This is a genomic window from Streptomyces sp. NRRL S-455 (assembly GCF_000717875.1).
Taxonomy (GTDB): domain Bacteria; phylum Actinomycetota; class Actinomycetes; order Streptomycetales; family Streptomycetaceae; genus Streptomyces.
In genome coordinates this window covers 14,708-40,667 of the sequence record NZ_JOCT01000007.1, presented here as the reverse complement: position 1 = coordinate 40,667, position 25,960 = coordinate 14,708, and the positions used below count along the sequence as shown (strand labels likewise).

Sequence of the window (25,960 nt, the reverse complement as noted above, 5' to 3'; positions counted from 1 at the left end):
ACGAAGGACACCGTCGGTACGGCAAGATGACCGGGTGACCGACCGCGACGCCGCCCCCTTCGATCTGGCCTCGATGCGCAAGCACTACCGGGCCGAGGGGCTCTCCGAGACCGAGCTGGCCGCCACCCCCGTCGAGCAGTTCGCGCGCTGGTTCAAGCAGGCCGCGACGGACGGCGGGCTCTTCGAGCCGAACGCCATGGTCGTCTCGACGGCCGACGCCGAGGGTCGGCCCAGCGCCCGTACGGTGCTGCTGAAGCACTTCGACGAGCAGGGGTTCGTGTTCTACACGAACTACGACTCCCGCAAGGCACGCGACCTGGCGGAGAACCCGTACGTCTCGCTGCTGTTCCCGTGGCATCCGATGGCCCGGCAGGTCATCGTCACCGGGGTCGCGCGGCGTACCGGGCGGGACGAGACGGCGGCGTACTTCCGGACCCGGCCGCACGGCTCGCAGCTCGGCGCGTGGGCCAGTGCCCAGTCCTCGGTGATCGCCACGCGCGCCGACATCGACGAGAGGTACGCCGAGCTGGCCGCGCGCTACCCGGAGGGGGAGCAGGTGCCGGTGCCGCCGCACTGGGGCGGTTTCCGGGTGGCCCCGCAGACGGTGGAGTTCTGGCAGGGCCGCGAGAACCGGCTGCACGACCGGTTGCGGTACGTGGAGCAGGCGGACGGGAGCTGGCGGGTGGAGCGGCTCAGTCCGTGACCGGCCGCCGGGCGGTTCCTATGGGCGGCGCAGCGCCTCCTCCAGCAGCCCCGCCCACTGCGCCACCACTCTTTCCCGGCGGGACGCGTCGTCGGTGAGGAGGTTGGCGAGGCCCAGGCCGCGGGCCATGTCGAGAAGGCCCTGGACGGTTTCGCGGACGCCGGGGACGGTCTCGTCGGCGCCGAGCAGGTCGACCGCTATGCGGTGGGTTTCGCGGCCCACGCGGGATTCGAGTTCGGTGACGCGGGGCCGGAGCTGGTCCTCGTTGGAGGCGGCCACCCAGAGGTGGAGGGCCGCGCGGAACAGCGGTCCGGTGTAGAGGTCGACCAGGGCGGCGACGACCGTGTGGCGGTCTCCGGCGGCGCCCTGCGGGAACAGGGCGCGCAGGGCGGTGGAGCGTTCCTCGGCGACGTACTCGACGGCCGCCGTGAAGAGGTCCTCGCGGGTCGGGAAGTGGTGCTGGGCGGCGCCGCGGGAGACGCCGGCGCGTTCGGCGACGACGGAGACCGTGGAACCGGCCCAGCCGTGTTCCGCGAGGCAGGCGACGGCGGCTTCCAGGAGCCGCTGCCGGGTGGCCCGGCTGCGGTCCTGCTTGGGGACTCGCTCCGCGCGGTCGGCCGTGTTCACACCGCCCATGTCCTTACACCACCCATGCCGGATCCCGTCGTTCGAGGAAGGCCGTCATCCCCTCGCGGGCCTGCGGGGAGGAGAACAGCCGGGCCGAGAGCGCGGTGAGGTCCGCCGCGTCCCGGTCGAAGGCCTCCAGCACCCTAGCCGTGAGCAGCCGTTTCGTCTCGGCCAGGGCGTCGGGGGCCGCTCCGCGCAGGCCCTCCAGGATGGGGGCCAGTGTCGCGTCCACGTCGTCGCCGTAGGCGGTGAGCAGGCCGGTCGTGGTGGCCGCGGCAGCGTCGAAGCGTTCGCCGGTGAGGTAGTAGCGGGCCAGGGCGCGCGGGTCCGTGCGCGGGAGGAGCGGGAGGGAGATGACCGCGGGGGCCACGCCGATGCGGACCTCGGTGAAGGCGAAGGTGGCTTCGGTGGAGGCGGCCGCGATGTCGCAGGCGGCGAGGAGGCCGAGGCCGCCGGCGCGGACGTGGCCGGTGACGCGGGCGACGACCGGTTTGGGCAGTTCGATGATCTGCCGGAACAGGCCGGTCAGGGCCTCGGGGGACGGAGGGTCGCGGAGGTCGGCGCCCGCGCTGAACGTGGTGCCGGTGTGGGTGAGGACGACCGCGCGGACGCCGGTGTCCTTGCCGGCGTCGGCGAGCGCGTCGGCCAGTTCGCCGACCAGGGCCGCGGAGAGGGCGTTGCGGTTGTGGGGCGAGTCGAGGGTGAGGGTTTCGACGGCACGCGTGCGTGCCGTGCTCACCAAGGCGTGCATCGTGTGGTTCCTCCTCGAGCGCGCAGGCCGTCTCGGTGCTCAGTACGACTTGGGCAGGCCCAGGGTCTGGTGGGAGACGTAGTTGAGGATCATTTCCCGGCTCACCGGGGCGATACGGGCCACCCGCGCGGCCGTTATCAGCCGGGCGAGGCCGTACTCGCGGGTGAGGCCGTTGCCGCCGAGGGTGTGCACGGCCTGGTCGACCGCCTTCACGCAGGCCTCCCCGGCCGCGTACTTCGCCATGTTGGCGGCCTCTCCGGCGCCCATGTCGTCGCCCGCGTCGTAGAGGTTCGCCGCCCTCTGCATCATCAGGCGGGCGAGTTCGAGGTCGATGTGCGCCTGGGCGAGGGGGTGGGCGATGGCCTGGTGGGCGCCGATGGGGGTGTTCCAGACGGTGCGGTCGCGGGCGTACTCGACGGCTTTCGCGAGGGCGTGGCGGCCCATGCCGATCGCGAAGGCGGCCGTCATGATGCGCTCGGGGTTGAGACCGGCGAAGAGCTGGAGGAGTCCCGCGTCCTCGTCGCCGACGAGGGCGTCGGCGGGCAGCCGTACGTCGTCGAGGGTCAGCTCGAACTGCTTCTCCGCGGCGCCCAGTTCCATGTCGATGGGGTGGCGGGTGAAGCCGGGGGTGTCGCGCGGGACGATGAACAGGCAGGGCTTGAGGCGGCCGGTGCGGGCGTCCTCCGTGCGGCCGACGATGAGGGTCGCGTCGGCGATGTCGACGCCGGAGATGAAGACCTTGCGGCCGTTGAGGATCCAGTCTCCGGTGTCCTGGTCGCGGCGGGCGGTGGTGGTGATGCGGTGGCTGTTGGAGCCGGCGTCCGGTTCGGTGATGCCGAAGGCCATGAGGCGGGTGCCGTCGGCCAGGGCGGGGAGCCACGTTTGTTTCTGGGCGTCGGTTCCGAAGCGGGCTATCACTGTGCCGCAGATCGCTGGTGAGACCACCAGCATGAGGAGGGGGCAGCCGGCGGCGCCGAGTTCTTCCAGGACTGTGGAGAGTTCGGAGATGCCTCCGCCGCCGCCCCCGTGTTCCTCGGGGAGGTTGACGCCGAGGTAGCCGAGTTTGCCTGCGTCGGACCAGAGTTGTGCGGTGTCGACGCCTGGGCCGTGGCGTTTGCCGAACGCGGCGACGGCTGCTCGCAGTGCCTTGTGGTCTTCGGTGTCCATCGGGGTCCTTTCGGATGCGGGCTCGTCGTGGCTGGTCGCGCCCGCGCGGCGGTAGGCGCATATTGATGGAGCCCCGCGCCCCTAAGAGGTCTCCGTCACCACAGCCAGTAGTGAGCCCGGCTCCACCTGTTGGCCTGGTACCGCGCGCAGCTCGCTCAGCGTTCCTGTCACCGGGGCCGTGATCTTGTGCTGCATCTTCATCGCCTCCAGCCAGAGGAGGGGGTCTCCGGCCTTCACGGGCGTTCCCGCGGTCAGTCCGTCGGCGACTCGGACGACCGTGCCGGGCATGGGGGCCAGGAGGGAGCCGGGGGCGTGCTGGGTGGTCGGGTCGGGGAAGCGGGGCAGGGCCGTCAGGGCGGTGGTGTTGACGTACACCTGGTCGCCGTGACGGGAGACCTCGAACCGGCGCCGCACGCCGTCCACTTCGAGGATCACCAGATCGGCCTCGGCGTGCACCACCCGCACGCCGTCCGCCTCCAGGCCCTGCCTCGTGTGCCGGTAGCGGGCCTCGTGCTCCTCGCCGGCCATCAGGTAGCGCTTGGTCTGCGGCTGCGAGGGGACGTTGCGCCAGCCGCCGAAGCGGGAGCGTCCGACGGCCTGGGCGAGGGCGGCGGCCAGGGTGGCGTGCGGGTCGGGGGACGGCTCGGTCAGGTCCGGCAGGTGGCGGTCGTAGAAGCCGGTGTCCATGCGGGCCGCGGTGAACTCCGGGTGGCGCAGGGAGCGGACCAGGAGGTCGCGGTTGGTGACGGGGCCGTGGATGGCGGCCCGCTCCAGGGCGGAGGCGAGCCTGCGGAGGGCCTCCGTGCGGGTGGGAGCGTACGACACGACCTTGGCGAGCATCGCGTCGTAGTGGACGCCGATCTCATCGCCGTCGGTGTAGCCGGTGTCCAGACGGACGCCGTCCGGCACGGTCAGGCGGTGCAGGCGGCCGGTCTGCGGGGACCAGTCGCGGGCGGGGTCCTCGGCGTACAGGCGGGCCTCGATCGCGTGGCCACGCGCGTGTGGCGGGTCGGCGTCGAGGGCGTGGCCTTCGGCGACGCGGATCTGTTCCGCCACCAGGTCGAGTCCGAACACGGCTTCTGTCACGGGGTGTTCGACCTGGAGGCGGGTGTTCATCTCCAGGAAGTGGGCCTTGCCGTCGGCGACGAGGAACTCGACCGTGCCGGCGCCCACGTAGTCGACGGCTCGGGCGGCCCGTACGGCGAGGGCGTGCAGTTCCCGCTCGAGCCCGCCGGCGAGTCCGGGGGCGGGGGCCTCCTCGATCACCTTCTGGTGGCGGCGCTGGAGGGAGCAGTCGCGGGTGCCGAGGGGCCAGACGGTGCCGTGGGTGTCGGCGAGGATCTGGACCTCGACGTGGCGGCCGTTCTCCACGTACGGCTCGACGAAGACCTCGCCGTCGCCGAAGGCGCTCGCCGCTTCGGCGCGTGCGGCGGCCAGTTGGCCGTCCAGGTCCGCCAGGTGCCGTACGACGCGCATGCCGCGTCCGCCGCCGCCCGCGGCCGCCTTCACCAGGACCGGCAGGTCGGCCTCGGTGATCTCGGTGACCTCGGTGAGGGGCTGGATGCCCATCAGTCGTTTGGCGCGGGTCTTGGAGGCCATGGCCTCGATGGCGTCCGGGGGCGGGCCGATCCAGACGAGGCCCGCGTCCTGGACGGCGCGGGCGAAGCCGGCGTTCTCGGAGAGGAAGCCGTAGCCGGGGTGCACGGCGTCCGCGCCGGCCGCGAGGGCGGCCTTCACGATCAGGTCGCCGCGCAGGTAGGTGTCGGCGGGCGCGGTCCCCGGCAGTCGTACGCTCGCGTCGGCCAGGCGCGTGTGGAGGGCGCCCGCGTCGGCGTCCGAGTGCACGGCGACCGTGCCGATGCCCAGCTCGCGGCAGGTGCGGAAGACTCGGCACGCGATCTCGCCCCGGTTGGCGACCAGCAGTGTGGAAATCATCTGGTTCCCTTGCCTCACATCCGGAAGACGCCGAAGCCGCCACGGGCGCCCTGGTAGGGGGCGGTGTGGATGGCGGACAGGCACAGGCCGAGGACGGTGCGGGTGTCGCGCGGGTCGATGACGCCGTCGTCGTACAGCCGCCCCGAGAGGAACATCGGCAGCGACTCGGACTCGATCTGCTGCTCCACCATGGCGCGCAGGGCGGCGTCCGCCTCCTCGTCGTACGGCCGGCCCTTCGCGGCGGCCGACTGGCGGGCGACGATCGACAGCACACCGGCGAGCTGCTGCGGGCCCATGACGGCCGACTTGGCGCTGGGCCAGGCGAAGAGGAAGCGGGGGTCGTAGGCGCGTCCGCACATGCCGTAGTGGCCGGCGCCGTAGGAGGCGCCCATCAGGACGGACAGGTGGGGGACCTTCGAGTTGCTGACGGCGTTGATCATCATCGCGCCGTGCTTGATGATGCCGCCCTGCTCGTACTCCCGGCCGACCATGTATCCGGTGGTGTTGTGCAGGAACAGCAGCGGGATGTCGCGCTGGTTGGCGAGCTGGATGAACTGGGCGGCCTTCTGGGACTCCTCGCTGAAGAGGACCCCTTGGGCGTTGGCCAGTACACCCACGGGGTAGCCGTGCAGGGTCGCCCAGCCGGTGGTGAGGCTGGTCCCGTAGAGCGGCTTGAACTCGTCGAAGTCGGAGGCGTCGACGACGCGGGCGATGACCTCGCGCGGGTCGAAGGGGCTCTTGAGGTCGCCGGGGACGATGCCCAGGAGTTCGTCGGCCGAGTACTTGGGTGGTTCGGCCGGGCCGGGATCGTCGTAGGCCTTGCGGTGGTTGAGGCGGGCGACCACGCGCCGGGCCTGCCGGAGGGCGTCGTGCTCGTCGACGGCGAAGTGGTCGGCGAGGCCGGACACCCGTGCGTGCATCTCGGCGCCGCCCAGGGACTCGTCGTCGCTCTCCTCCCCCGTGGCCATCTTCACCAGCGGCGGACCGCCGAGGAACACCTTGGCGCGCTCCTTGACCATGATCACGTGGTCGGACATGCCGGGGATGTAGGCGCCTCCCGCGGTGGAGTTCCCGAAGACGACGGCGACGGTGGGGATACCGGCGGCGGACAACCGGGTCAGGTCCCGGAAGATGGCGCCCCCGGGGATGAAGATCTCCTTCTGGGACGGCAGGTCGGCGCCGCCGGACTCCACCAGGCTGATGCAGGGCAGCCGGCTGGCGAGGGCGATGTCGTTGGCGCGCAGGGCCTTCTTCAGCGACCAGGGGTTGCTCGCTCCGCCGCGCACGGTCGGGTCGTTGGCCGTGATCAGGCACTCCACGCCCTCGACGACCCCGATGCCGGTGACGAGGGAGGCGCCGACGGTGTGGTCACTGCCCCAGGCGGCCAACGGGGACAGTTCCAGGAAGGGCGTGTCGGGGTCGAGGAGCAGCTCGATGCGCTCGCGGGCGAGGAGCTTGCCGCGCCCGCGGTGCCGTTCGACGTACTTCTCGCCGCCGCCCGCGAGGGCCTTGGCGTGCTCGGCGTCGAGTTCGGTGAGCTTGGCGAGCATCGCCTCGCGGTTGGCCCGGTACTCGGGGGTGTTCGGGTCGAGCGCGGAGGTCAGGACGGTCACAGGAGAACCTCCGGTATGTCCAGGCGGCGGGAGCGCAGCCATTCGCCGAGGGCCTTGGCCTGCGGATCGAAGCGGTGTCGCGCGGCGACGCCGGCGCCGAGGATCCCTTCGACGACGAAGTTGAGGGCGCGGAGGTCGGGCAGGAGGTGCCGGGCGACCGGCAGTTCACGGCTCTCGGGTATCAACTGCCGGAACCTGTCGGCCGTCAGCTCATGGGCGAGCCACCGCCAGGCGTCGTCCGTGCGAGCCCACACACCGACGTTGGCGTTGCCGCCCTTGTCACCACTGCGGGCGCCCGCGACGAGACCGAGGGGGGCGTGCCGGGTGGGTCCGGGGGGAATCGGCTCCGGCAGGGGCGGCTCGGGTACGGCGTCGAGTACGCGGGTGTCCTGGGCGGGCGGTACGGTCACCCGCTGTCCGTCGTGGAGGACGGCTACATGGTCGACGGCGCCATGGGGGATGTACACATCCTGGAACACCCCATAGGGCGAGCCCTTTCCCGGTGGCGCCAGCACATGGAAGCCGGGGTAACTGGCGAGCGCCAGCTCCACGGCCGCCCCGGTCAGCGCACGTCCGACGGCCCCCTGGTCCGGGTCCCGTACGACGAGCCGGAGCAGCGCGCTCGCCGTCTCCTCGCTCGTGGCGTCGGGCCGGTCGGTGCGGACCAGTTCCCAGCGCGCGTCGGCGACCTTGCCGAGGCCGGGTTCCATCTGCTCCCGCACCAGGGCGGCCTTGGCCTCGATGTCGAGGCCGGTGAGCACGAACACGACCTCGTTGCGGAAGCCGCCGAGCCTGTTGAGCCCGACCTTGAGGGTGGGCGGCGGCGCCTCTCCGCGCACGGCCTCGATGCGCACCCGGTCGGGGCCGTCCTGGGCAAGCCGTACGGTGTCCAGCCGGGCCGTGACGTCCGGTCCCGCGTACCGGGCGCCGGCCGTCTCGTACAGCAACTGGGCGGTGACCGTGCCGACGTCGACGAAGCCGCCGGTGCCGGGGTGCTTGGTGATGACGCAGCTGCCGTCGTCGTGGAGCTCGGCGAGCGGGAAGCCGGGCCGCCGGACGTCCCCGTCCCGGAAGAACGCGTAGTTGCCGCCGGTGGCCTGCGTCCCGCACTCCAGCACGTGCCCGGCGACGACGGCGCCCGCGAGCCGGTCGAAGTTCCCCTGGCCCCAGCCGAAGTGGGCGGCGGCGGGCCCGGTGACGAGTGCCGCGTCCGTCACCCGCCCGGTGACGACGACGTCGGCGCCCGCCCGCAGACCGGCCGCGATGCCGAAGCCGCCGAGGTAGGCGTGGGCGGCGAGGCTGTGGGGGTACGCGGCGGTGAGGTCGTCGCCCTCGACATGGGCCACCCGCACGGGGATGCCCAGCCGCTCCGCCAAAGCCCGGACGGCGTCGGCGAGCCCGGCCGGGTTGAGCCCGCCCGCGTTGCTGACGATCTTCACGCCCCGCTCGTGGGCGAGCCCCAGGCACTCCTCAAGCTGCCGCAGGAAGGTGCGGGCGTATCCGGCGCCGGGGTCCTTCAGCCGGTCCCGGCCGAGGATCAGCATCGTCAGCTCGGCGAGGTAGTCGCCGGTGAGGACGTCCAGGTCACCGCCGGTGAGCATCTCGCGCATGGCGTCGAAGCGGTCGCCGTAGAAGCCGGAGGCGTTGCCGATGCGGAGGGTCACCCGGCTTCTCCCTTCGGGGCACGGCCGCCGCCCGGCGGACCGGCGAAGGCCTGGGCGATGTCCAGCCAGCGGTCGGCGTCGGGGCCGTCGGCGCGCAGGGCGAGGTCGTCGCGGTGGGCGCGCTGGGTGACGAGGCGGCAGAAGTCGAGGGCGGGTCCGGTGACGCGCTGCGGGGCGTCCCGCGGCCCGTACGTCCACAAGTCACCGGAGGGCGCCACGAGTTCGACCCGGAAGGGATCGGCGGGCGGGGTCAGCCCGTGCACACCGTAGGCGAAGTCCCGGGTCCGCACCCCGAGCCAGGCCACATGGCGCAGCCGGTCGGTAGGTAGGCGCACCACACCCAGCGCGTCGGCCACGTCCTGCCCATGGGCCCAGGTCTCCATGAGACGGGCCGTCGCCATGGAGGCGGCCGACATGTGCGGGCCGTACCAAGGGAACCGCGCCCCGGGCGGGGCGGCCCGCAGCGCCTCCTCCAGCGCCGCCCGCCCGGCACGCCACCGCGCGAGCAACTCCGCGGGCGGGAGACCGGCGGCCTCCTCGGCGCCCTCGTCGACGAAGGAGCCCGGCGCCGCGAGTGCCCTCTCGACCAGGGCGCGGAAGCCGTGGGCGTCCGTGACGGCGAGCAGGGCCGAGCGGTCCGTCCAGGCGAGGTGGGCGATCTGGTGGGCCACGGTCCAGCCGGGCGCGGGCGTCGCGAGCGCCCAGCGCTCCGAAGCCGCCCCGGCCACGAGTCGGTCGAGTTCCTCGCTCTCCTCGTGCAGGTCGTCGATCACGGATGTCGGATCGGACACGGGCGCTCCCCTCGGGGCACGGCGGTGTGCGGGGCGGTGCGGCGTGCTGAGGAGCATGGCAGCGACGCAAGAAACAATCAAGCGTGCTTGCATGAAAAAAGGAGGAGCGATACCACGGGACGGCTGCGGCCCGCCGCCCCGCGGTATCGCCGCGGTCGTCGGCAGCCGGTCGTCAGTCGACGGGAGCGACTCGGATCAGGTTGCCGTCCGGATCCGTCACGACGAACGTGCGCCCGAACGCCTCGTCGTGGGGCTCGCTGACCACGCGCACGCCTTTCGCGACCCACTGCTCGAACCGGCGGTCGATCACGTCCGGTCCGCCCGTCAGCACGAGACAGACCTCACTGGTCCGCCGCACCTCGGGAGTCAGACCTTCGGCCTGCCCGCTCCACAGCGCGAGTTCCGCACCGCCACCGAGGTCGAAGGTGATGTACCGGGGAGTCTCGAAACCGGGCTTGATCTCGAGAAGGTCCGCGTAGAAACGGGCGGCTTCGGGGGCGTCGTTGACGTAGACGATGAACACGATCGGGCTCGGCATGTCTCGCTCCTTCGGTCGGTCTTGCTTGCGAATGGAGCGTGCCGGTCATTCATGACGGATCCCGTCATGTTTTCTGGGATTCTCGATCCCGTGACTCCGGATCGCTTCTTCACCTTGCTGCTGGCGCTGCAGGCCAGGGGGACCACGACGACCGCCGACCTGGCGGCTCAGGTCGGCGTGTCGGTCCGTACCGTCCTGCGCGATCTGCGGTGGCTGCAGGAGGCGGGTTTCCCGTTGCTGGTCCGGCGCGGCCGCTGGGGCGGGGTGACTCTGCTGCCCGGTGGTCTGCTCGACACGTCACGGCTCACACCGGAGGAACGGGACCACCTCGTCCTCTACGGCCTCGACGACGAGCAACGCGAGCAACTCGGAGCCGCCGCCGACGCCCGGCGCGCGCACCAGAAGGTGCGCCCCCGGCCGGGAGCGTCGCGCACCGGTGGGCTACCGCTGAGCGCGGTCGTCACCACCGACAACAGACCGTGGTTCTCCCCGGACTCCGAGGGCATGCCCCCGGCAGCGCTCGTCGGTGACCTGCGGCGCGGTGTGCGGTTGCGCATCTCCTACCGCCGGTCCGAGGAGACCGAGGCCACGTGGCGGGTCGTCGACCCGTACGGTCTGCTGGCCAAGGCCGGGAGGTGGTATCTGGTGGCGGACTCCGCGGGCCGTCCCCGGCTCCACGCGCTCGAGAGGCTTGTCGACTGGGAGCCGATGCGGGCGGCTCGCCGGCTGCGTCCGGACGCGACCCTGGACAGCGTCGCGGCAGAGCTGACGGCGGACTGGGAGAACCCCAGGACCTTCCCGATCCACGCCGAACTCGACTCGCGGCACCTCGGCCGGGCGAGGCGCATCCTCGGCCGTAAGCTGATCGTTCGGGACACCGTCGGAGAGGGGCGCGTGAGCATCACGGTCACCGGCCGGAACCTGGAGGACGTCCGTCAGCTCCTGCAGTTCGGTGACAGCCTCACTGTGACCGCCCCCGAGGAAGCGCGCGAGCGCATTCGGCAGCTGGCCGAGCAGATCCTCCAGAAGTACACCTGACGATGAAGAGGGCCGTCCCGTACAGCCGGTCCACCTTCAGGCGGATGACCACCCGGCGTGTCCGGACAACTGGCGGCTGTTGTCGTGCCTAACGCGCATCGGGCCCCGGCACGATGGGGGCCGCCAGCGTTTCGGACTGCCCGGCGCGGCGCAGCGACGCGGCGACGAAGCCGTCGGCCTTGAGCTCCTCGACCAGATCCCGCAGGAACCGTACGGTCTCCGGCCGTCGAGTGGTGGTCGTGCCGACGGCCTGGCGGATCTGCATGAACCCCTTCTCGATCAGCCGCACTTCAGGGTGCGCGGAAACGTACGCGCTCATCGGTTGCCGGATGCCCGCGCCCGCCTCCAGGCCTTGCGCGGCGAAGGTGTCGACGCCTTCGGCGCCGCGGACGAGTGTGGCGTGGCGCAGGGTCCGGGTGAGGTAGAGGTCGTAGGCGGAGCCGGCCTTCACGCCGATCCGGACTCCCGGCGCGTCCACGTCCTCGGGTGTCTTGAGGCCGGAGTCGCGGGGCACGACGTACACCCCCTCTATGAGCACGTACGGCGCGGTGAACGCGACCTCTGCCTCGCGGGCGGGCTCGATCGCGAGGAAGCAGACATCGGCCCGCCCGTCGGCCATCGCCTCGAACGACTTGCGCGCGGCGTCGAAGCAGAGGAACTCCACGGGCACACCGAGCCGGGCCGCGATCTCCCGGGCGAGATCGACGGTGATGCCGCTCGGCGCCTCCGGCGTGCCCTGGGCCAGAACGGGATTGCCGAGGTTGATCGAGGCGCGCAGGACTCCGGTGGGTGCGAGGTCGGCGACCAGTGAGGGCAGGCTCATGCCGGGAGTCTAGATTTCCGCCTCCGGCACCCGGGCCGTGTTCCGGACACGTTCTCAGCCCGTGACGCCCGCGGTGATGCGCCTGCTCAGCTCCTCGGCCGTCAGGCCGCCCGGCTCCCGGCTCTGGCGCACGCTCTCCCGGGCGGCGTGCTGCAGGGCCGCGTTCACCGGTGTGGGCACGCCGTGCTGTCGTCCGAGCAGCACGATCTCCCCGTTGAGGTAGTCCGTCTCGATGGATCCCGCGCCGCGCGCCAGGCTCTGCCAGGACGAACTGCGAGCGCGCTGGCCGGGGATCGGCTGCGGGTCGACCGTCCCGCCGCGCAGTTCGGTGATCTCGGGCCCGCTCGCGTAGGCGATGCCCGCGGCGTCCAGGGTCGCGGCACCCTCGGCCTGTGCCCGGGCGACCAGGTCCCGCGCGGCGCCGTCCGAGGCGGAACCGCACACGGCCTCGACCACGTTGGCGAGGTTGCCCAGGAGCTTGCCGTACTTCCAGCGCATCACGTCCGCCGCCACCGGAGCCAGGAAGCGGGCCTTCTCCAGGTCGTCCGCGATCCGCCGGGCGGTGTCGTCCGGGCCCGTCCCGTACCGGCCGATGACCAGGGCGCCGGTGTTGGGCCCGCAGGGCGCGACGACCTCACCCGGGTTCAGGTGGCTGCAGGGAAGGACGACGCACATGCCGTACACCTCGCGGAAACGGCGCAGCGCCAGGCGCTCGTTCTCCACCCCGTTCTGGGCGCACACCAGCGGCAGGCGTTCGCCCGCCGTGCCGCCGCCCGCCACCGGCCGCGCGGCCCACGCGTCCAGGGCGGCCACGCTGTCCTGCGTCTTGACGGCGAGCACGAGCACATCGTCCTCGCGTAGTTCGACGTCCTCCGGCCGTGGCACGACGGGCACGTCGAGGGTGAGCGTGCCGGTGGGGACCGTGAGCCGCAGCCCGTTGTCCCGCAGCGCCTCGAAGTGTGCCCCGCGGGCGACCAGGACGACGGCCCGGCCGCTTTCGTGCAACCGCCCCCCGATCGAACCGCCGACCGCTCCGGACCCGATGATGATGTAGCGCATTCGCCCCCCTGGCTCTTCGCTTCAGTGTCGTACAAGGTGACCACGACTGAGGGCGCCCCACACAGGCGGGGCGCCCTCGGTCACGTACGGGAGAAGGTCAGAGCTTCTCGATCACGTAGTCGACGCACTTGGTCAGCGCCTCGACGTCCGCCGGGTCGATCGACGGGAACATCGCGACGCGCAGCTGGTTGCGGCCGAGCTTGCGGTAGGGCTCGGTGTCGACGATGCCGTTAGCGCGCAGGACCTTGGCGACGGCGGCGGCATCCACCTCGTCGGTGAAGTCGATCGTGCCGATGACCTGCGAGCGCTTGGCCGGGTCGGTGACGAACGGGTTCGCGAACTTGACGTCCTCGGCCCAGCCGTACAGCGTCCGCGCGGAGGTGGCGGTGCGGCGGACCGCCCAGTCCAGGCCGCCCTGGCCGTTCATCCACTCAAGCTGCTCGTTGAGGATGAACAGGGTGGCGAGGGCCGGGGTGTTGTACGTCTGGTTCTTGCGGGAGTTGTCGATCGCGGTCGGCAGCGAGAAGAACTCCGGCACGTGGCGGCCGGAGGCGTGGACGCGCTCGGCGCGCTCGAGGGCGGCCGGGGAGAAGATCCCGATCCACAGGCCGCCGTCGGAGGCGAAGGACTTCTGCGGGGCGAAGTAGTAGACGTCCGTCTCGGCGATGTCGACCGGGAGGCCGCCGGCGCCGGAGGTGGCGTCGACCAGGACGAGGGCGCCCTCGTCGGCACCGGCCACCCGCTTGATCGGCATGGCGACACCGGTCGAGGTCTCGTTGTGGGTGAAGGCGTAGACGTCGACGCCCGCCTGGGCGACCGGCTCGGGGTGCGTGCCGGGGTCGGCGGAGATCACGTCGGGCTCGGCGAGCCACGGGGCGAGCTTGGCGGCCTTGGCGAACTTGGAGGAGAACTCGCCGAAGGTGAGGTGCTGCGACCTGTTCTCGATCAGGCCGTGCGTCGCGATGTCCCAGAACGCGGTGGAGCCGCCGTTGCCGAGGATCACCTCGTAGCCGTCGGGGAGCTGGAACAGCTCGCTGATGCCCTCGCGCACCTTGCCGACCAGGTTCTTGACGGGAGCCTGGCGGTGGGAGGTGCCCATGAGGGAGGTGCCGGTGGCGGCGAGGGCGTCCAGCGCCTCCGTCCGCACCTTGGAGGGACCCGCGCCGAAACGTCCGTCCGCGGGCTTGATGTCAGAGGGAATCTGGATCTCAGCCACGGAGTGGAGCGTAGCCGTTTCCGGAAACCTGGGCGAAACGTCGTCCGTCGGGTGAGACGGTCTTCGGACAGCCCCCCGGCCCTTCACGCGCCGGACGGGCCGGACGCGCCGGACGGGCCCGGCCAGACAGCCGAGGCGTCGTCGCGGTGCGGGGCCGGCAGCCGGACCGGGCGGACGGGGACGGGGCGGACGCGGCCCTCGGTGGTGGCCGTCCAGGGGGCGGGACGGCCGGAGTAGCACAGGGTGGTGAGGACGAAGACGCCGTCGGCGTAGACCTCGACGTACTCCCCGACGGTGAGGATGCGCAGGGCCGCGGCGGGTTCCGTCAGCAGGGTCTCGCCGAGCGGGGCGCCCTCGGGGCCGGTGACCGCGAGGTTCTTGCCGTCGCAGGTGACCGTCAGCGCGGGCCGGTCGCCGTCGGAGACATGCGTGCGCAGGGTGATCTCGGTGCGGCCGGAGAGGGCGACGTCACCGACCGCGTTCAGGGAGGCGTCGTACGACTCCTCGCCGAGCCACGGGTCCAGGCCCGGCCACCACTCCAGGCGGGGCGCCGCGTCCCGCGGTACGACGAGGGACTTGGGCTGGGCGAGCATGCCGCGGCAGCGGTCGCCGGTGTCGGTGAGGCCGACGCGGCGCGGGGTGGTGTGCAGCACCACGCGGGAGCCGTCGGGGGCGGCGACGACGCGCGGGGCGTACGCGCCCGTCGGGCCGAGCGGGCCGCGGCGGGTCCACGGGCCGCGCAGCCGCGGGGCGGTCCACGCCTCGAAGCCCCGGGTGGCGCCGATGGAGCCGAGCAGCAGCCAACTGCCGTCGTCGAGGCGTTCCAAGACCGGGCACTCCAGTTCGTCGACGTCGCCGGGGGAGATGAGCGGCGGGTGGACGGTCCAGTGCTCCAGGTCGTCGGAGGTGGCCCAGGCGACGCAGCCGCTGACCTCGACCGGCAGGGAGGCGTCGGCGGCGCAGACCAGCATGACCCAGCCGTCGGACTCGTCGTCGCGTACGACGAAGGGGTCGCGCCAGCCCATGCGTTCGCCCGTGCGGTACCAGCGACCGTCCGCCTCGACGACGGGCCCCGTGCCGTGGCGGCGCCAGCCGGTGCCGTCGGTGCGGTCGGAGTAGGCCAGGCCGACGGACTGCAGGGGCCAGCCGCCGGGGGTGAGTCCGGAGACGGCGGTGTAGAGCATCGCCATGCCGGTGCCGTGCGGGAAGGCGTGCATGGTCCACACCGCCTGCTGGTCGAACCGGCCGGGCAGGCCGTTGCCGAAGGCGGTGCCCTGCGGCTCCCAGTGGACCAGGTCGGTGGAGGTGGCCCGGCCGTAGGAGGTCTCCATGCGCAGGTGGTCGAACTCGGCCGTCCACGGGCCCTGCAGGTGCAGCACGGTGTAGGTGCCGTCCGCGTGGCGCAGGAGGTCGAAGTCGTTCACGCAGAGGCCGGGCGGCGCGTATCGCATGGACAGGTCCTGTCTGCCGACAGCGGCACTCAAGCGCGTGCGCTGTGTTCTGGCTGGCGAGAGTTTCTCTGAGAGTCAGCCGAAGTAAAACCCGAACGCAAACGCTTGCGCAACCGCGTGGGCGGGTTTACGGTCTCGTCACTCCCCCACACGCCGATGTGTTCCGGACGAACCCGGGCACGCGGCGTGCACCCGACCAAGGAGCGTCCCGTGACGGTCAGCATCACCGATGTCGCCGAGGCCACCGGGGTCTCGGCGTCCACCGTGTCCCGGGCCCTGCGCGGCCGTCCCGGGGTGTCGGAGGAGATGCGGGCCCGGATCGTGGAGGTGGCCGCCGAGCTGGGCTACACCGCCTCGCGCTCGGCGTCCAGCCTGGCCAGCGGGCGCACCCACACCATCGGCGTCGTCGTCCCGTACGTGGGCCGCTGGTTCTTCGGCACCGTGCTGGACGCCGCCGAGAAGGTGTTCAGCGCCGCCGGTTACGACGTCCTGCTGTACAACCTCGGCTCACCGGAGGCCCGCAAGCGCTTCTTCACCAAGCTGCCGATCCGCAAGCGGGTCGACGCCGTGCTGTCCCTCCTGATCCCGGACCCGGAGGAGGCCTCCGCCCTGCGGTCCCTCGACGTGCCGCTGTCGACCACGGTCGGTGGCCCCCGGCCCGGCTTCACGGTGGTCGGCATCGACGACCGGGGCGGGGCGGAGAGCGCCGTACGGCACCTGGTGAACCTCGGCCACCGGCGGATCGGCATGATCTCCGGGGCCAGTGAGCCGCTGCACTGGACCACGCCCCTCGATCGCCGGCAGGGCTACCTGGACGCGCTGGCCGACGCCGGGATCGAACCCGACCCCGGCCTGGAGTCGGACGGCGGTTACACGGTCGAGGGCGGCGAGCTGGCCATGACCGAGCTGCTGGCGCTGCGCAACCCGCCGACCGCCGTGTTCGCCCAGTCCGACGAGATGGCGATGGGCGCGCTGCGCGCCCTGCGCCGGCACCGGCTGAGGGTTCCGGAGGACGTGTCCGTCGTCGGCTTCGACGATCACGAACTGTCCGAGGTGGTCGGGCTGACCACCGTGGCCCAGCCGGTCGCCGCTCAGGGCCGGGAGGCGGCCCGGCTGCTGCTGGCTCGGCTGGACGATCCGGACGCCGGGCCGCCGCACCCCGTCGAGATGCCCATCCGTTTCGTCCTGCGCGAGACCACCGCTCCCCCGAACACCGGCCGGCAGCGGTAGCTCCACCCCTTCCCTCCCCTCTCCCCCCTCCCCCGCCGGGGGCGCTGTTCCGGCCCTCGGCCCCTCCCCACCGTCCGCGTACCCACCCGCACCCTCGCACGGAGACATCACATGATCACCGGACACGGAAAACACCGTCGTACGGGCCTGACGGCCCTCGCTCTGCTGCCCCTGGCGGCGCTGGCCGCCTGCGGCGGGGGTGGCGGCGGCACCGACACCTCCGCCGAAAAGGGCAGCGGCAAGGGCACCATCAGCGTCTGGGCCCACCAGGGCCAGGCGAGCGAGGCGGCCGCGCTGCAGAACGCGGTGAAGTCCTTCAACTCCTCGCAGAGCGCCATCAAGGCCGAGCTGAAGCTCATACCCGAGAAGGACTACACCAAGACCATCACCGCCACCGACGCGTCCGAACTGCCGGACGTGCTGGAGTTCGACGGCCCGACGATGGCGAACTTCGTCTTCAACAGCAAGCTCGCCCCGGTCGACGGTCACGTCTCCGCCAAGACCCTCGGCAACGCCACCGACGCGATCAAGGCGCAGGGCGAGATCGACGGCAAGCACTACGGCCTGGGCATGTTCGACGCCGGGCTCGGTATGTACGCCAACAAGAAGCTGCTGGACGCGGCCGGCGTGAAGTACCCGACGAGCGTGGACGACGCCTGGACGGCCGAGGAGTTCGGCAAGGCGCTCAAGGCGCTGAAGGGCAAGGACTCCGACGGCAAGGTCCTCGACATATCGGAGCAGTACGGACTGGCCTCCGAGTGGGGCACCTTCGGCTTCTCCCCGATCGTCTGGTCGGCCGGCGGCGGCCTGCTGAAGGACGGCAAGGCGGCGGGCGCCCTGGACAGCCCGAAGGTCGTCTCCGCGATGAAGACCTTCCAGTCCTGGAAGACGTACGTCGACCCCAACACCGACGGCAACGCCTTCGCCAAGGGCAAGGTGGCGCTGAGCTGGGTCGGCCACTGGAACTACCCGGCGTACAGCGAGGCGCTCGGTGACGACCTCGCCGTCCTGCCGCTGCCGGACTTCGGCAACGGGCCCAAGACCGGCCAGGGTTCGTGGGCCTGGGGCATCGGCGCCGACAGCAAGAACGGCAAGGCCGCGGGCACGTTCCTGGACTACCTGCTGAACGACGCCAACGTCGGCGCGATGACGAAGGCCAACGGCGCGGTGCCCGCCACCAAGTCGGCCCTCGCCAAGAGCGAGCTGTACAAGAAGGGCGGCCCGCTCCAGCTCTTCGCCGACCAGCTGGCCAAGCCGTGCGGCGACAGCGACATCAGCGCCTCCTGCGTCGCCGTCACCCGCCCGGTGACCGCCGGATACCCCACGGTCACCGCCAAGTTCAACACGGCCCTGAACTCGATCTACGGCGGCGCCGACCCCGAGGAAGCCCTGAAGAAGGCCGCCCGCGCCATCGACCGGGACTTCACCGACAACGCCGGCTACGAGATCCCGTAACCCGCAGCACGCATCGGCCCGGGCGGGCCGTCGGCGACGTGGCCGCGCGACGATGCGGCCCCGTACCGGACGAGCCCGCCCCGCCGGGAAGGACCCTCCCGTGAAAACCGTGGAACCCGCGCACGCCGCGCCCCCTGGCCGGGCGCAGGCCGCCTCGCCCGCGCCCTCCGCGAAGCCCTCGCGCCCGTCGCGCGGCAACCGCGACTGGCTGCACGGGCTGCTGATGTCCGCCCCGGCCGTCGGCGGGCTGATCGCCTTCGTCGGCATCCCGTTCGGCTACGCCGTGGTGCTCTCCTTCTACAACGTCCGTCTCGGCTCTCCGCTGGAGCCCACCTTCTTCGGCGTGGAGCACTACCGGCGGCTGTTCACCGACCCCGACCTGTCCGGCCCGTTCCTGCGGGCGCTGCTGAACAACCTGACCTTCGCCGTGGTCGTCGTACCGCTCCAGACGGGTCTGGCGCTGGCGCTGGCGATCCTGCTCAACCGCAAGCTGAAGGCGATCGGCCTGTTCCGGTCCTTCTTCTTCATGCCGGTGGTCTTCCCGATGGCGCTGGTCGCCGTGATCTGGCGGCTGATCCTCGCCCGCAGCGAGCAGGGCATGCTCAACTCCGCGCTGGACGTGGTCACCTTCGGCAACTGGGGTGCCTTCGACTGGCTCGGTGACGGTCTCACCGCGATGGGCTCGATCATCGTGCTGTCGGTGTGGCAGGGCGTCGGTTTCCAGATGGTCATCCTGCTGGCCGGCCTCCAGCAGATCCCGGGCGAGCTCTACGAGGCCTCCGAGCTGGACCGGGCTTCGCGCTGGCAGCAGTTCCGGCACGTCACCCTGCCCGGCATCCGCGGCACCCTGGTGTTCGTCGCGATGCTGACCTCGGTGCTGTCGTTCCGCGTCTTCGACCAGGTGTACATCCTCATCCGCGGCGGCGGCCTGGACGAGGACGCCACCCGCACCGTGATGTACCAGGCCGTCACCACGGCCTTCGACCAGAACAACATCGGGCAGGCCTCGGCCGTCACGGTGGTGTTCTTCCTGATCGTCGTCGTCCTGACGATCGTCCAGCGCCGCGTCGTCCGGCCCGACAACGAGGACTGACTCCCCCATGGCCATGACCCGTACACCCGTACGCCGCGTCCTCGACTACACCGTCCTGAGCGTCCTGGCGTTCGTCTTCGCCCTGCCCGCGCTCTACCTCTTCCTCGGCAGCCTCAAGCCGTCCGACGAGGTCCTGAACGGCCTGTCCGGCTTCCTGCCCACCCATCTCTCCTTCGACAACTACACCGCCGTCCTCGACAGCCTCAACTCCGACAGCACCGGCTACTTCTGGCAGTTCATGGGCGTGTCGGTGCTGCTGTCGTTCGTGGTCGTCACGGGCGGACTGATCGTCAACTCCATGGCGGCGTACGGGCTGACCCGGCTGAAGTGGCGGGGGCAGAACGCGGTGTTCACCCTGGTCCTGCTGCTGATGCTGATCCCGTTCGAGTCGGTGGCGGTGCCGCTGTTCTACATGTTCAACGGCCAGCGCAACACGATCTACATCCAGGCGCTCCCGTTCGTCGCCAACGCCTTCGCGATCTACCAGTTCCACACGTTCTTCCGGAAGATACCGCCGAGCATCGAGGAGGCGGCCCGGCTGGACGGCGCGGGGCCCTGGCGCACCTTCTTCGCGATCATCGTGCCGATGTCCAAGCCGGTGTTCGCCTCGGTCGCGATCCTCACCTTCCTCATCCAGTGGGGCTCCTTCCTGTGGCCGGTGCTGATGGTGTCCGACCCGTCGGTGCGTCCCCTCCCGCTGGAGATGAGCGTGTTCCAGGGGCAGCAGCCCCCGGACTGGGGCCAGATCCTCGCCTTCGGCGTGCTGCTGGTGCTGCCCGTGCTGATCGTCTTCGCGTTCTTCCAGCGCTGGTTCGTCGAGGGGGTGGCCAGCTCGGCCGTCAAGGGCTGAGGCCGCCGGGGAGCATCGCCCCGATCCGTCACTGTCAGTGGTCGGGTGCATGCTGGACGCATGACGGATTTCGGGGATCTGGCTGCCCTCGAGGCGGAGCTGCGCCGGATCGTCCGGGGTGACGTGGGTTTCGACGTCACCTCCCGGGCACTGGTCACCATGGACGCCTCCAACTACCGGCGGGTGCCACTGGGCGTGGTCGCTCCCCGTGACGCCGACGACGTGGCGGCGGTGCTGGAGGTGTGCCGGGAGCGGCGGGTGCCGGTCGTGGCGAGAGGCGGCGGGACGTCGATCGCGGGGCAGGCGACGGGCACGGGCGTGGTGCTGGACTTCACCCGGCACATGAACCGGCTCGTGTCGCTGGATCCCGAGGCGCGGACGGCCGTCGTCCAGCCCGGGCTGGTGCTCGACCGGCTCCAGGAGGCCGCCGCCCCGCACGGGCTCCGCTTCGGCCCCGACCCCTCCACTCACAGCCGCTGCACGCTCGGCGGCATGATCGGCAACAACTCGTGCGGTTCACACTCGGTGGCGTGGGGGACGACCGCGGACAGTGTGCGCGAGCTGGACGTCGTCACCGCCCGGGGACGGCGGCTGCGGCTCGGGCAGGACTGGGCCGGTGCCCCGGACGGGCTGCGGGAGCTGGTCGACGGTGAACTGGCCCGGCTGCGTACGGGCTTCCCGGAACTGCCCCGCCGCATCTCCGGATACGCGCTGGACGCCCTGCTGCCCGAGCTGGGCGCCGACGTGGTCCGCTCCTTCTGCGGTTCCGAGGGCACCCTGGGCATCCTCACCGAGGCGGTCGTACGTCTGGTCGAGGCGCCACGGGCGCGTGCGCTGGCCGTGCTGGCGTACGCCGACGAGGGCGCCGCGGCGGAGGCGGCCGCCGGACTGCTGCCGTTCGCCCCGCTGACGGTGGAGGGCATGGCGGCCGACCTGGTGCCCTCCGCCACCGCCCTGCCGAAGGGCGGGGCCTGGCTGTTCGTGGAGACGGGCGGGGAGTCACCGGGCGAGGCCCGCGCGCGTGCGGAAGCGATCGTGCGGGCGGCCGACGTCATCGACGCCCTGGTGGTCACCGACCCGGCGGGACAGCGGGCGCTGTGGCGGATCCGGGAGGACGCGAGCGGTACGGCGACGCGGATGCCGGACGGCAGTGAGGCGTGGCCGGGGTGGGAGGACTGCGCGGTGCCGCCCGCCCGTCTTGGGGCGTATCTGCGCGACTTCCGCGCGTTGATGGCGGCGCACGGGCTGCGCGGCACGCCGTACGGGCACTTCGGGGACGGCTGTATCCACGTCCGGATCGATTTCGACCTGCTGACGGAGGCCGGCGTCGCCCGGTTCCGCCGCTTCTCGGAGGAGCTCGCGGAGCTGGTGGTGGCGCACGGCGGGTCGCTGTCCGGAGAGCACGGGGACGGGCAGGCGCGGGCGGAGCTGCTGCCCAGGATGTACGGGGAGGAGATGGTGGGCCTCTTCGAGCGGGTGAAGGGCGTGTGGGACCCGGACGACCTGCTCAACCCCGGAATGCTGGTACGCCCCGCGCCCCTCGACGCCGGTCTCCGTTTCTCCGTCCTGCCACGTGAGCCCGTCGACGTCTCCTTCGGCTATCCCTCCGACCGGGGTGACTTCTCGGCGGCGGTGCGGCGCTGCGTGGGCGTCGCCAAGTGCCGTACGGCGTCGGTGTCCGGCTCCTCCGTCATGTGCCCGTCCTTCCGGGCGACGGGCGAGGAGGAGCACTCCACGCGTGGGCGTGCCCGGCTGCTGCACGAGATGCTCGCCGGTGAGGTCGTGACCGACGGCTGGCGCTCGACCGAGGTCCGGGACGCGCTGGACCTGTGCCTGTCCTGCAAGGGCTGCCGGTCGGACTGCCCGGTGGAGGTCGACATGGCCACGTACAAGGCGGAGTTCCTCCACCACCACTACGCCGGGCGGCGCCGTCCGGCCGCGCACTACACGATGGGGTGGCTGCCGGTGTGGCTCCGGGTGGTGTCGCGGACGCGTACGGCACCGCTGGTCAACGCCCTCGCCCGGTTTCGCCCCTTCGCGTGGACGGCGAAACGGCTGGGCGGGATCGCGCCCGAGCGGGACATCCCGAGGGTGGCGTCGCGGACGTTCAGCCGGTGGTGGGATCAACGGCAGGACAAGGCGGAGCGGGGAGACCTGGTCGTCCTGTGGCCCGACACCTTCACCGAGCACCTCTCACCCTCCGTCGGGCAGGCCGCCGTGCGGGTGCTGGAGGCGGCCGGGCTGCGGGTGGCGCTGCCGCCGACCGTGCGTCTGGAGAAGCCGCCGGTGGGTGACGGCCGGACGGTCGCGCTCGACCCGCTGTCGCTGCTGCGGGGCCGGGGACGGGTGTGCTGCGGGCTGACGTACGTGTCGACGGGCCAGCTCGACCGCGCCCGAGCCGTCATGAGCCGCACCCTGGACCTGATGGAACCGGTGCTGGAGACCGACGCCCCGGTGGTGGTCCTGGAGCCGAGCTGCGCCGCGGCCCTGCGTACGGACGTCCCCGAGCTGCTGCACGACGACCCGCGTGCGGCCCGCCTCGCCGCGAAGGTCCTCACCTTCGCCGAGACGCTGGAACGCCACGCCCCCGGTTGGACGCCGCCGCGCGTGGACCGCCCGGTGGCCGGTCAGACCCACTGCCACCAGCACGCGGTGCTGGGCGACGCCGCCGACCTCCGGCTGCGTGCGGCCGCCCGTCTCTCCGGTGACCTCAGCGGCGGCTGCTGCGGTCTCGCGGGGAACTTCGGTTTCGAGAAGGGCCACCACGAGGTGTCCGCCGCGTGCGCGGAGGAGCAGCTCCTGCCGTCGGTGCGGGACGCCCCGGACGGCACGGTGGTCCTGGCGGACGGCTTCTCCTGCCGTACGCAGCTGGAGCAGCTGGCGGGTGTGCGCGGTAGGCATCTGGCGGAGGTGCTCGCGGCGGCCATGGAGGAGGCAGCGGGACAGGGCTTGTGAGACGTTCGGGCCACGCGGTGAGCGGTCCGAGTGTCTGAGCCGGGGAGGGGCCGGAGGCGCTCCTAGGCTCGCGGGACCACATATCCGAAGGAGCCCGCGCATGAGCGTCCGCGTCCAGCCGATCACCCGCGACGAGCACCTGACGTTCGTCACGGCCCGCCCCTCCGCCGGCCACACGCAGGTCCCGTCCTGGGGCGAGGTGAAGCCCGACTGGCGGCCGGAGAGCCTGGGCTGGTTCGACGAGAGCGGGCGGCTGATCGGCACCGGACTGGCGCTGCTGCGCCCGGTGCCCGGGCCGAAGGTGCCCGGGCTGCGGCGGTACCTCGCGTACCTGCCCGAGGGCCCGCTGATCGACTGGCAGTCGCCCGGACTCGAGGGTCTGCTGGAGCCGATGCTGGAGTACCTGCGCGGACGCGGTGCCTTCACCGTGCGCATGGGCCCGCCGGTCGTGGTGCGCCGTTGGGACGCCGAGACCGTCAAGGCCGCCATCGCGGACCCGGCGGCCCGGCGGCTGCGGGACGTCCCGGCGACGTCGCACGACCCCCGGGCCGGACAGGTCGCCGACACCCTGCGCGGCCTTGGCTGGCAGCAGACCGAACCGGGCGGTGCGGGCGGCTTCGCCGCGGGACAGCCCCGGTACGTCTTCCAGGTGCCGTTCGCCGGACGCTCGCTGGACGACATCCGCGGCGGCCTGAACCAGCAGTGGCGGCGCAACATCACCAAGTCGGAGAAGGCCGGCGTGAAGGTCGAACGCGGCGGCTACGAGGACCTGCCGGCCTTCCACGCGCTGTACACGGAGACCGCCGAGCGGGACCGCTTCCGCCCTCGTCCGCTGCCCTACTTCCAGCGCATGTGGAACGCGCTCACGGCCGAGCACCCCGACCGCATGCGGCTCTACCTCGCCCGTCACGACGGCGAGGTGCTCGCCGCCGCGATCATGCTGACCGTCGGCGAGCACGTCTGGTATTCCTACGGCGCCTCCACCGGCCGCCGGCGCGAGGTCCAGGCGAGCAGCGCCGTGCAGTGGCGCATGATGACCGACGCGCACGAACTCGGCGCCGCCGTCTACGACCTTCGCGGCATCACCGACACCCTGGACGAGTCCAGCCACCTGCTCGGCCTGCTCCGTTTCAAGGTGGGCACCGGGGGCGAGGCCGTGGAGTACCTCGGCGAGTGGGACTTCCCGCTCAACCGGCTGCTCCACAAGGCTCTGAACCTGTACCTGGCGCGGCGCTGACGGCTCGCATACCGAGACAGTGGCGTAATCGGTTTACGCACCTGACCGAGTCCATTACTCTGGACTTGACAGTACATCTTGATGCACGCCACCGTGCAAGACGGTGTACGTACGCCCCCGAGCCGAGTACAGGACCGCCCGTGACCACCCCCGACACCGCCGCCACGCCCCAGCCCGCGACCTCCGTCACCCCGGCAGCGGCCGGTGCTCCGCGCCCCGGCCCCCTGGGGTCTCTCGGGCCCGTGGGCCTGGTACTCGCCGGCGGGATCTCGGTGCAGTTCGGCGGCGCGCTGGCCGTGACGCTGATGCCGAGGGCCGGTGCCCTCGGAGTCGTGGCGCTGCGCCTGCTGGTCGCGGCGGTCGTCCTGCTGCTGGTCTGCCGACCGCGGCTGCGCGGCCACTCGCGCACCGACTGGGGCACGGTCGTCGTCTTCGGCGTCGCCATGGCCGCGATGAACGGCCTCTTCTACCAGGCCCTCGACCGCATCCCGCTGGGCCCGGCGGTCACCCTGGAGGTCCTCGGCCCGCTCGCCCTGTCGGTCCTGGCCTCCCGCCGCGCGATCAACATCGTTTGGGCGGCACTCGCCCTCGCCGGTGTCTTCCTCCTCGGCGGCGGAAACTTCGACAGCCTCGACCCCACCGGAGCGGCCTTCGCCCTGGGCGCCGGCGCCATGTGGGCGGCCTACATCGTCTTCAGCGCCCGTACGGGCCGCCGCTTCCCGCAGGCGGACGGCCTGGCCCTTGCGATGGGGGTGGGTGCCGTGCTGTTCCTGCCCCTGGGCATCGCCGAGTCGGGCACGAAGCTGCTCGACCCGGTGACGCTGGGCCTGGGCGCGGCGGTGGCCCTGCTCTCCTCCGTCCTGCCCTACACCCTCGAACTCCTCGCCCTGCGCCGCCTGCCCGCCTCCACCTTCGCGATCCTGATGAGCCTGGAACCGGCCATCGCCGCGACGGCCGGCTTCCTCATCCTCGACCAGGCCCTCACGGCGCCGGAGGCCGCCGCGATCGCCCTGGTCATCGCGGCGAGCATGGGCGCGGTGCGGACCCAGGTGGGCGGCGGCCGCAAGAAGACGGCGGCGCCGGAAGGGACGGGGCTGGAGGGCCGGGAAGGCTAGGGAAACGCCGAGCCGGCCCGGGAGCCCGGTCAGCGGACGACGTCGAACACGTTCTTCTGCAGGCCGTTGGCATAGGCCTCGTGCTCGACCAGCTTCAGCTTCTGCGTGTCCTTGTCGGTGGTGCTGAAGAGCCGCTTGCCCGCGCCGAGCAGGAGCGGGAAGACGAGCAGGTGGTAGCGGTCGATGAGGCCGGCGTCCGAGAGGGCTTGGTTCAGGGAGGCGCTGCCGTGGACGATGATCGGGCCGCCTTCGGTCTCCTTCAGCGCGGCGACCTCGTCCAGTGAGCGCAGGATCGTCGTCTCGCCCCAGTTCGACACCAGGTCGTCCTCGCCGAGGGTGGTGGACACGACGTACTTCGGCATCACCTTGTAGTCGGCGAAGTCCTCCATGTCGGGCCACACCGCGCTGAACGCCTGATAGCTGGTCCGGCCCATCAGCATCGCGGTGGCTTCCTTCTGCTCACGCTCCTTGATGTCGAATGCCTCGGGGAGGAACTCGATGTCCTTGAAGGTCCACCCGGAGTTCCGGTAACCGGGCTCGCCGCCCGGGGCCTCCACGACGCCGTCGAGCGATATGAAGGCAGTGCTGACCAGAGTGCGCATCTCAGTTCCCCTATGTCTCGTGTCCGGTGATCGGCGGATTCGGCCGG

22 protein-coding genes are annotated in these 25,960 nt (G+C 71.9%); 9 read left to right on the top strand and 13 right to left on the bottom strand.

What is annotated here, in order from left to right; translation table 11 throughout:
• Positions 1-34 precede the first annotated feature (34 nt).
• Complete coding sequence (pdxH, locus tag IE97_RS0111730; RefSeq protein ID WP_030236300.1) at positions 35-703, top strand: pyridoxamine 5'-phosphate oxidase; 669 nt, start codon at positions 35-37, stop codon at positions 701-703.
• 18 nt (positions 704-721) lie between these two features.
• Here the strand turns inward: pdxH and IE97_RS0111725 are convergent, their stop codons facing one another.
• The 8 genes from IE97_RS0111725 to IE97_RS0111690 all read right to left on the bottom strand — a co-directional run bounded on the left by IE97_RS0111725 (position 722) and on the right by IE97_RS0111690 (position 9,789).
• The gene (locus tag IE97_RS0111725; RefSeq protein WP_030236296.1) at positions 722-1,339 is read right to left on the bottom strand and encodes a TetR/AcrR family transcriptional regulator; all 618 of its coding nucleotides are present in this window, start codon (positions 1,337-1,339) and stop codon (positions 722-724) included.
• Positions 1,340-1,343: 4 nt separating this feature from the next.
• Positions 1,344-2,081, bottom strand: a complete 738-nt coding sequence (locus IE97_RS0111720; RefSeq protein ID WP_030236292.1) for an enoyl-CoA hydratase family protein — start codon at positions 2,079-2,081, stop codon at positions 1,344-1,346.
• Between the two features lie 39 nt (positions 2,082-2,120).
• On the bottom strand, positions 2,121-3,248 hold the full coding sequence (locus IE97_RS0111715) for an acyl-CoA dehydrogenase family protein (protein WP_030236289.1): 1,128 nt from the start codon (positions 3,246-3,248) through the stop codon (positions 2,121-2,123).
• An 81-nt stretch (positions 3,249-3,329) separates the two neighbouring features.
• Positions 3,330-5,183: an acetyl/propionyl/methylcrotonyl-CoA carboxylase subunit alpha gene (locus IE97_RS0111710; RefSeq protein WP_030236287.1), complete on the bottom strand. Its 1,854-nt coding sequence runs from the start codon at positions 5,181-5,183 to the stop codon at positions 3,330-3,332.
• A gap of 14 nt (positions 5,184-5,197) precedes the next feature.
• Positions 5,198-6,796: an acyl-CoA carboxylase subunit beta gene (locus IE97_RS0111705; RefSeq protein WP_030236285.1), complete on the bottom strand. Its 1,599-nt coding sequence runs from the start codon at positions 6,794-6,796 to the stop codon at positions 5,198-5,200.
• The gene (locus IE97_RS0111700) at positions 6,793-8,460 is read right to left on the bottom strand and encodes an acyclic terpene utilization AtuA family protein (protein WP_030236282.1); all 1,668 of its coding nucleotides are present in this window, start codon (positions 8,458-8,460) and stop codon (positions 6,793-6,795) included. Before IE97_RS0111700 ends, IE97_RS0111705 begins: the two co-directional genes overlap by 4 nt.
• Positions 8,457-9,251 carry a TIGR03084 family metal-binding protein gene (locus IE97_RS0111695; protein WP_030236279.1) on the bottom strand — a complete coding sequence of 265 codons (795 nt, stop codon included), beginning with the start codon at positions 9,249-9,251 and terminating at the stop codon, positions 8,457-8,459. Before IE97_RS0111695 ends, IE97_RS0111700 begins: the two co-directional genes overlap by 4 nt.
• 172 nt (positions 9,252-9,423) lie before the next feature.
• Positions 9,424-9,789 (bottom strand): VOC family protein, encoded by a 366-nt coding sequence (locus tag IE97_RS0111690; RefSeq protein ID WP_030236274.1) that lies wholly within the window; start codon positions 9,787-9,789, stop codon positions 9,424-9,426.
• Positions 9,790-9,879: 90 nt separating this feature from the next.
• Between IE97_RS0111690 and IE97_RS0111685 the strand changes: the two genes are divergently transcribed.
• On the top strand, positions 9,880-10,827 hold the full coding sequence (locus IE97_RS0111685; protein WP_030236270.1) for a helix-turn-helix transcriptional regulator: 948 nt from the start codon (positions 9,880-9,882) through the stop codon (positions 10,825-10,827).
• Positions 10,828-10,915: 88 nt separating this feature from the next.
• On the opposite strand, the gene IE97_RS0111680 is transcribed toward IE97_RS0111685, so the two are convergent.
• The 4 genes from IE97_RS0111680 to IE97_RS0111665 all read right to left on the bottom strand — a co-directional run bounded on the left by IE97_RS0111680 (position 10,916) and on the right by IE97_RS0111665 (position 15,376).
• Positions 10,916-11,650 (bottom strand): transporter substrate-binding domain-containing protein, encoded by a 735-nt coding sequence (locus IE97_RS0111680; RefSeq protein WP_030236267.1) that lies wholly within the window; start codon positions 11,648-11,650, stop codon positions 10,916-10,918.
• A gap of 54 nt (positions 11,651-11,704) precedes the next feature.
• Positions 11,705-12,709 carry a ketopantoate reductase family protein gene (locus IE97_RS0111675; protein WP_030236264.1) on the bottom strand — a complete coding sequence of 335 codons (1,005 nt, stop codon included), beginning with the start codon at positions 12,707-12,709 and terminating at the stop codon, positions 11,705-11,707.
• A 97-nt stretch (positions 12,710-12,806) separates the two neighbouring features.
• Positions 12,807-13,925 (bottom strand): phosphoserine transaminase, encoded by a 1,119-nt coding sequence (gene serC, locus IE97_RS0111670; protein WP_030236261.1) that lies wholly within the window; start codon positions 13,923-13,925, stop codon positions 12,807-12,809.
• Between the two features lie 83 nt (positions 13,926-14,008).
• Positions 14,009-15,376, bottom strand: a complete 1,368-nt coding sequence (locus tag IE97_RS0111665) for a hypothetical protein (protein ID WP_030236259.1) — start codon at positions 15,374-15,376, stop codon at positions 14,009-14,011.
• Between the two features lie 210 nt (positions 15,377-15,586).
• On the opposite strand from IE97_RS0111665, the gene IE97_RS0111660 reads away from it, so the two are divergent.
• The 7 genes from IE97_RS0111660 to IE97_RS0111630 all read left to right on the top strand — a co-directional run bounded on the left by IE97_RS0111660 (position 15,587) and on the right by IE97_RS0111630 (position 25,311).
• Positions 15,587-16,606, top strand: coding sequence for a LacI family DNA-binding transcriptional regulator (locus IE97_RS0111660; RefSeq protein WP_030236257.1), 1,020 nt, complete (start codon positions 15,587-15,589; stop codon positions 16,604-16,606).
• A gap of 111 nt (positions 16,607-16,717) precedes the next feature.
• Entirely contained in the window at positions 16,718-18,061 is a 1,344-nt protein-coding gene (locus IE97_RS0111655; RefSeq protein ID WP_030236254.1) for an ABC transporter substrate-binding protein, read from the top strand.
• A 100-nt stretch (positions 18,062-18,161) separates the two neighbouring features.
• Complete coding sequence (locus IE97_RS0111650; protein ID WP_030236252.1) at positions 18,162-19,154, top strand: carbohydrate ABC transporter permease; 993 nt, start codon at positions 18,162-18,164, stop codon at positions 19,152-19,154.
• Between the two features lie 7 nt (positions 19,155-19,161).
• On the top strand, positions 19,162-20,004 hold the full coding sequence (locus IE97_RS0111645; RefSeq protein ID WP_030236250.1) for a carbohydrate ABC transporter permease: 843 nt from the start codon (positions 19,162-19,164) through the stop codon (positions 20,002-20,004).
• 60 nt (positions 20,005-20,064) lie between these two features.
• Positions 20,065-22,959 (top strand): FAD-binding and (Fe-S)-binding domain-containing protein, encoded by a 2,895-nt coding sequence (locus tag IE97_RS0111640; protein WP_030236247.1) that lies wholly within the window; start codon positions 20,065-20,067, stop codon positions 22,957-22,959.
• A gap of 100 nt (positions 22,960-23,059) precedes the next feature.
• A complete protein-coding gene (locus IE97_RS0111635) occupies positions 23,060-24,196 on the top strand; it encodes a lipid II:glycine glycyltransferase FemX (protein ID WP_030236245.1) in 1,137 nt (378 codons plus the stop codon).
• Positions 24,197-24,336: 140 nt separating this feature from the next.
• Positions 24,337-25,311 carry an EamA family transporter gene (locus tag IE97_RS0111630; protein WP_030236242.1) on the top strand — a complete coding sequence of 325 codons (975 nt, stop codon included), beginning with the start codon at positions 24,337-24,339 and terminating at the stop codon, positions 25,309-25,311.
• Positions 25,312-25,340: 29 nt separating this feature from the next.
• Here the strand turns inward: IE97_RS0111630 and IE97_RS0111625 are convergent, their stop codons facing one another.
• Entirely contained in the window at positions 25,341-25,913 is a 573-nt protein-coding gene (locus IE97_RS0111625; protein WP_030236238.1) for a dihydrofolate reductase family protein, read from the bottom strand.
• Between the last annotated feature and the right edge of the window lie 47 nt (positions 25,914-25,960).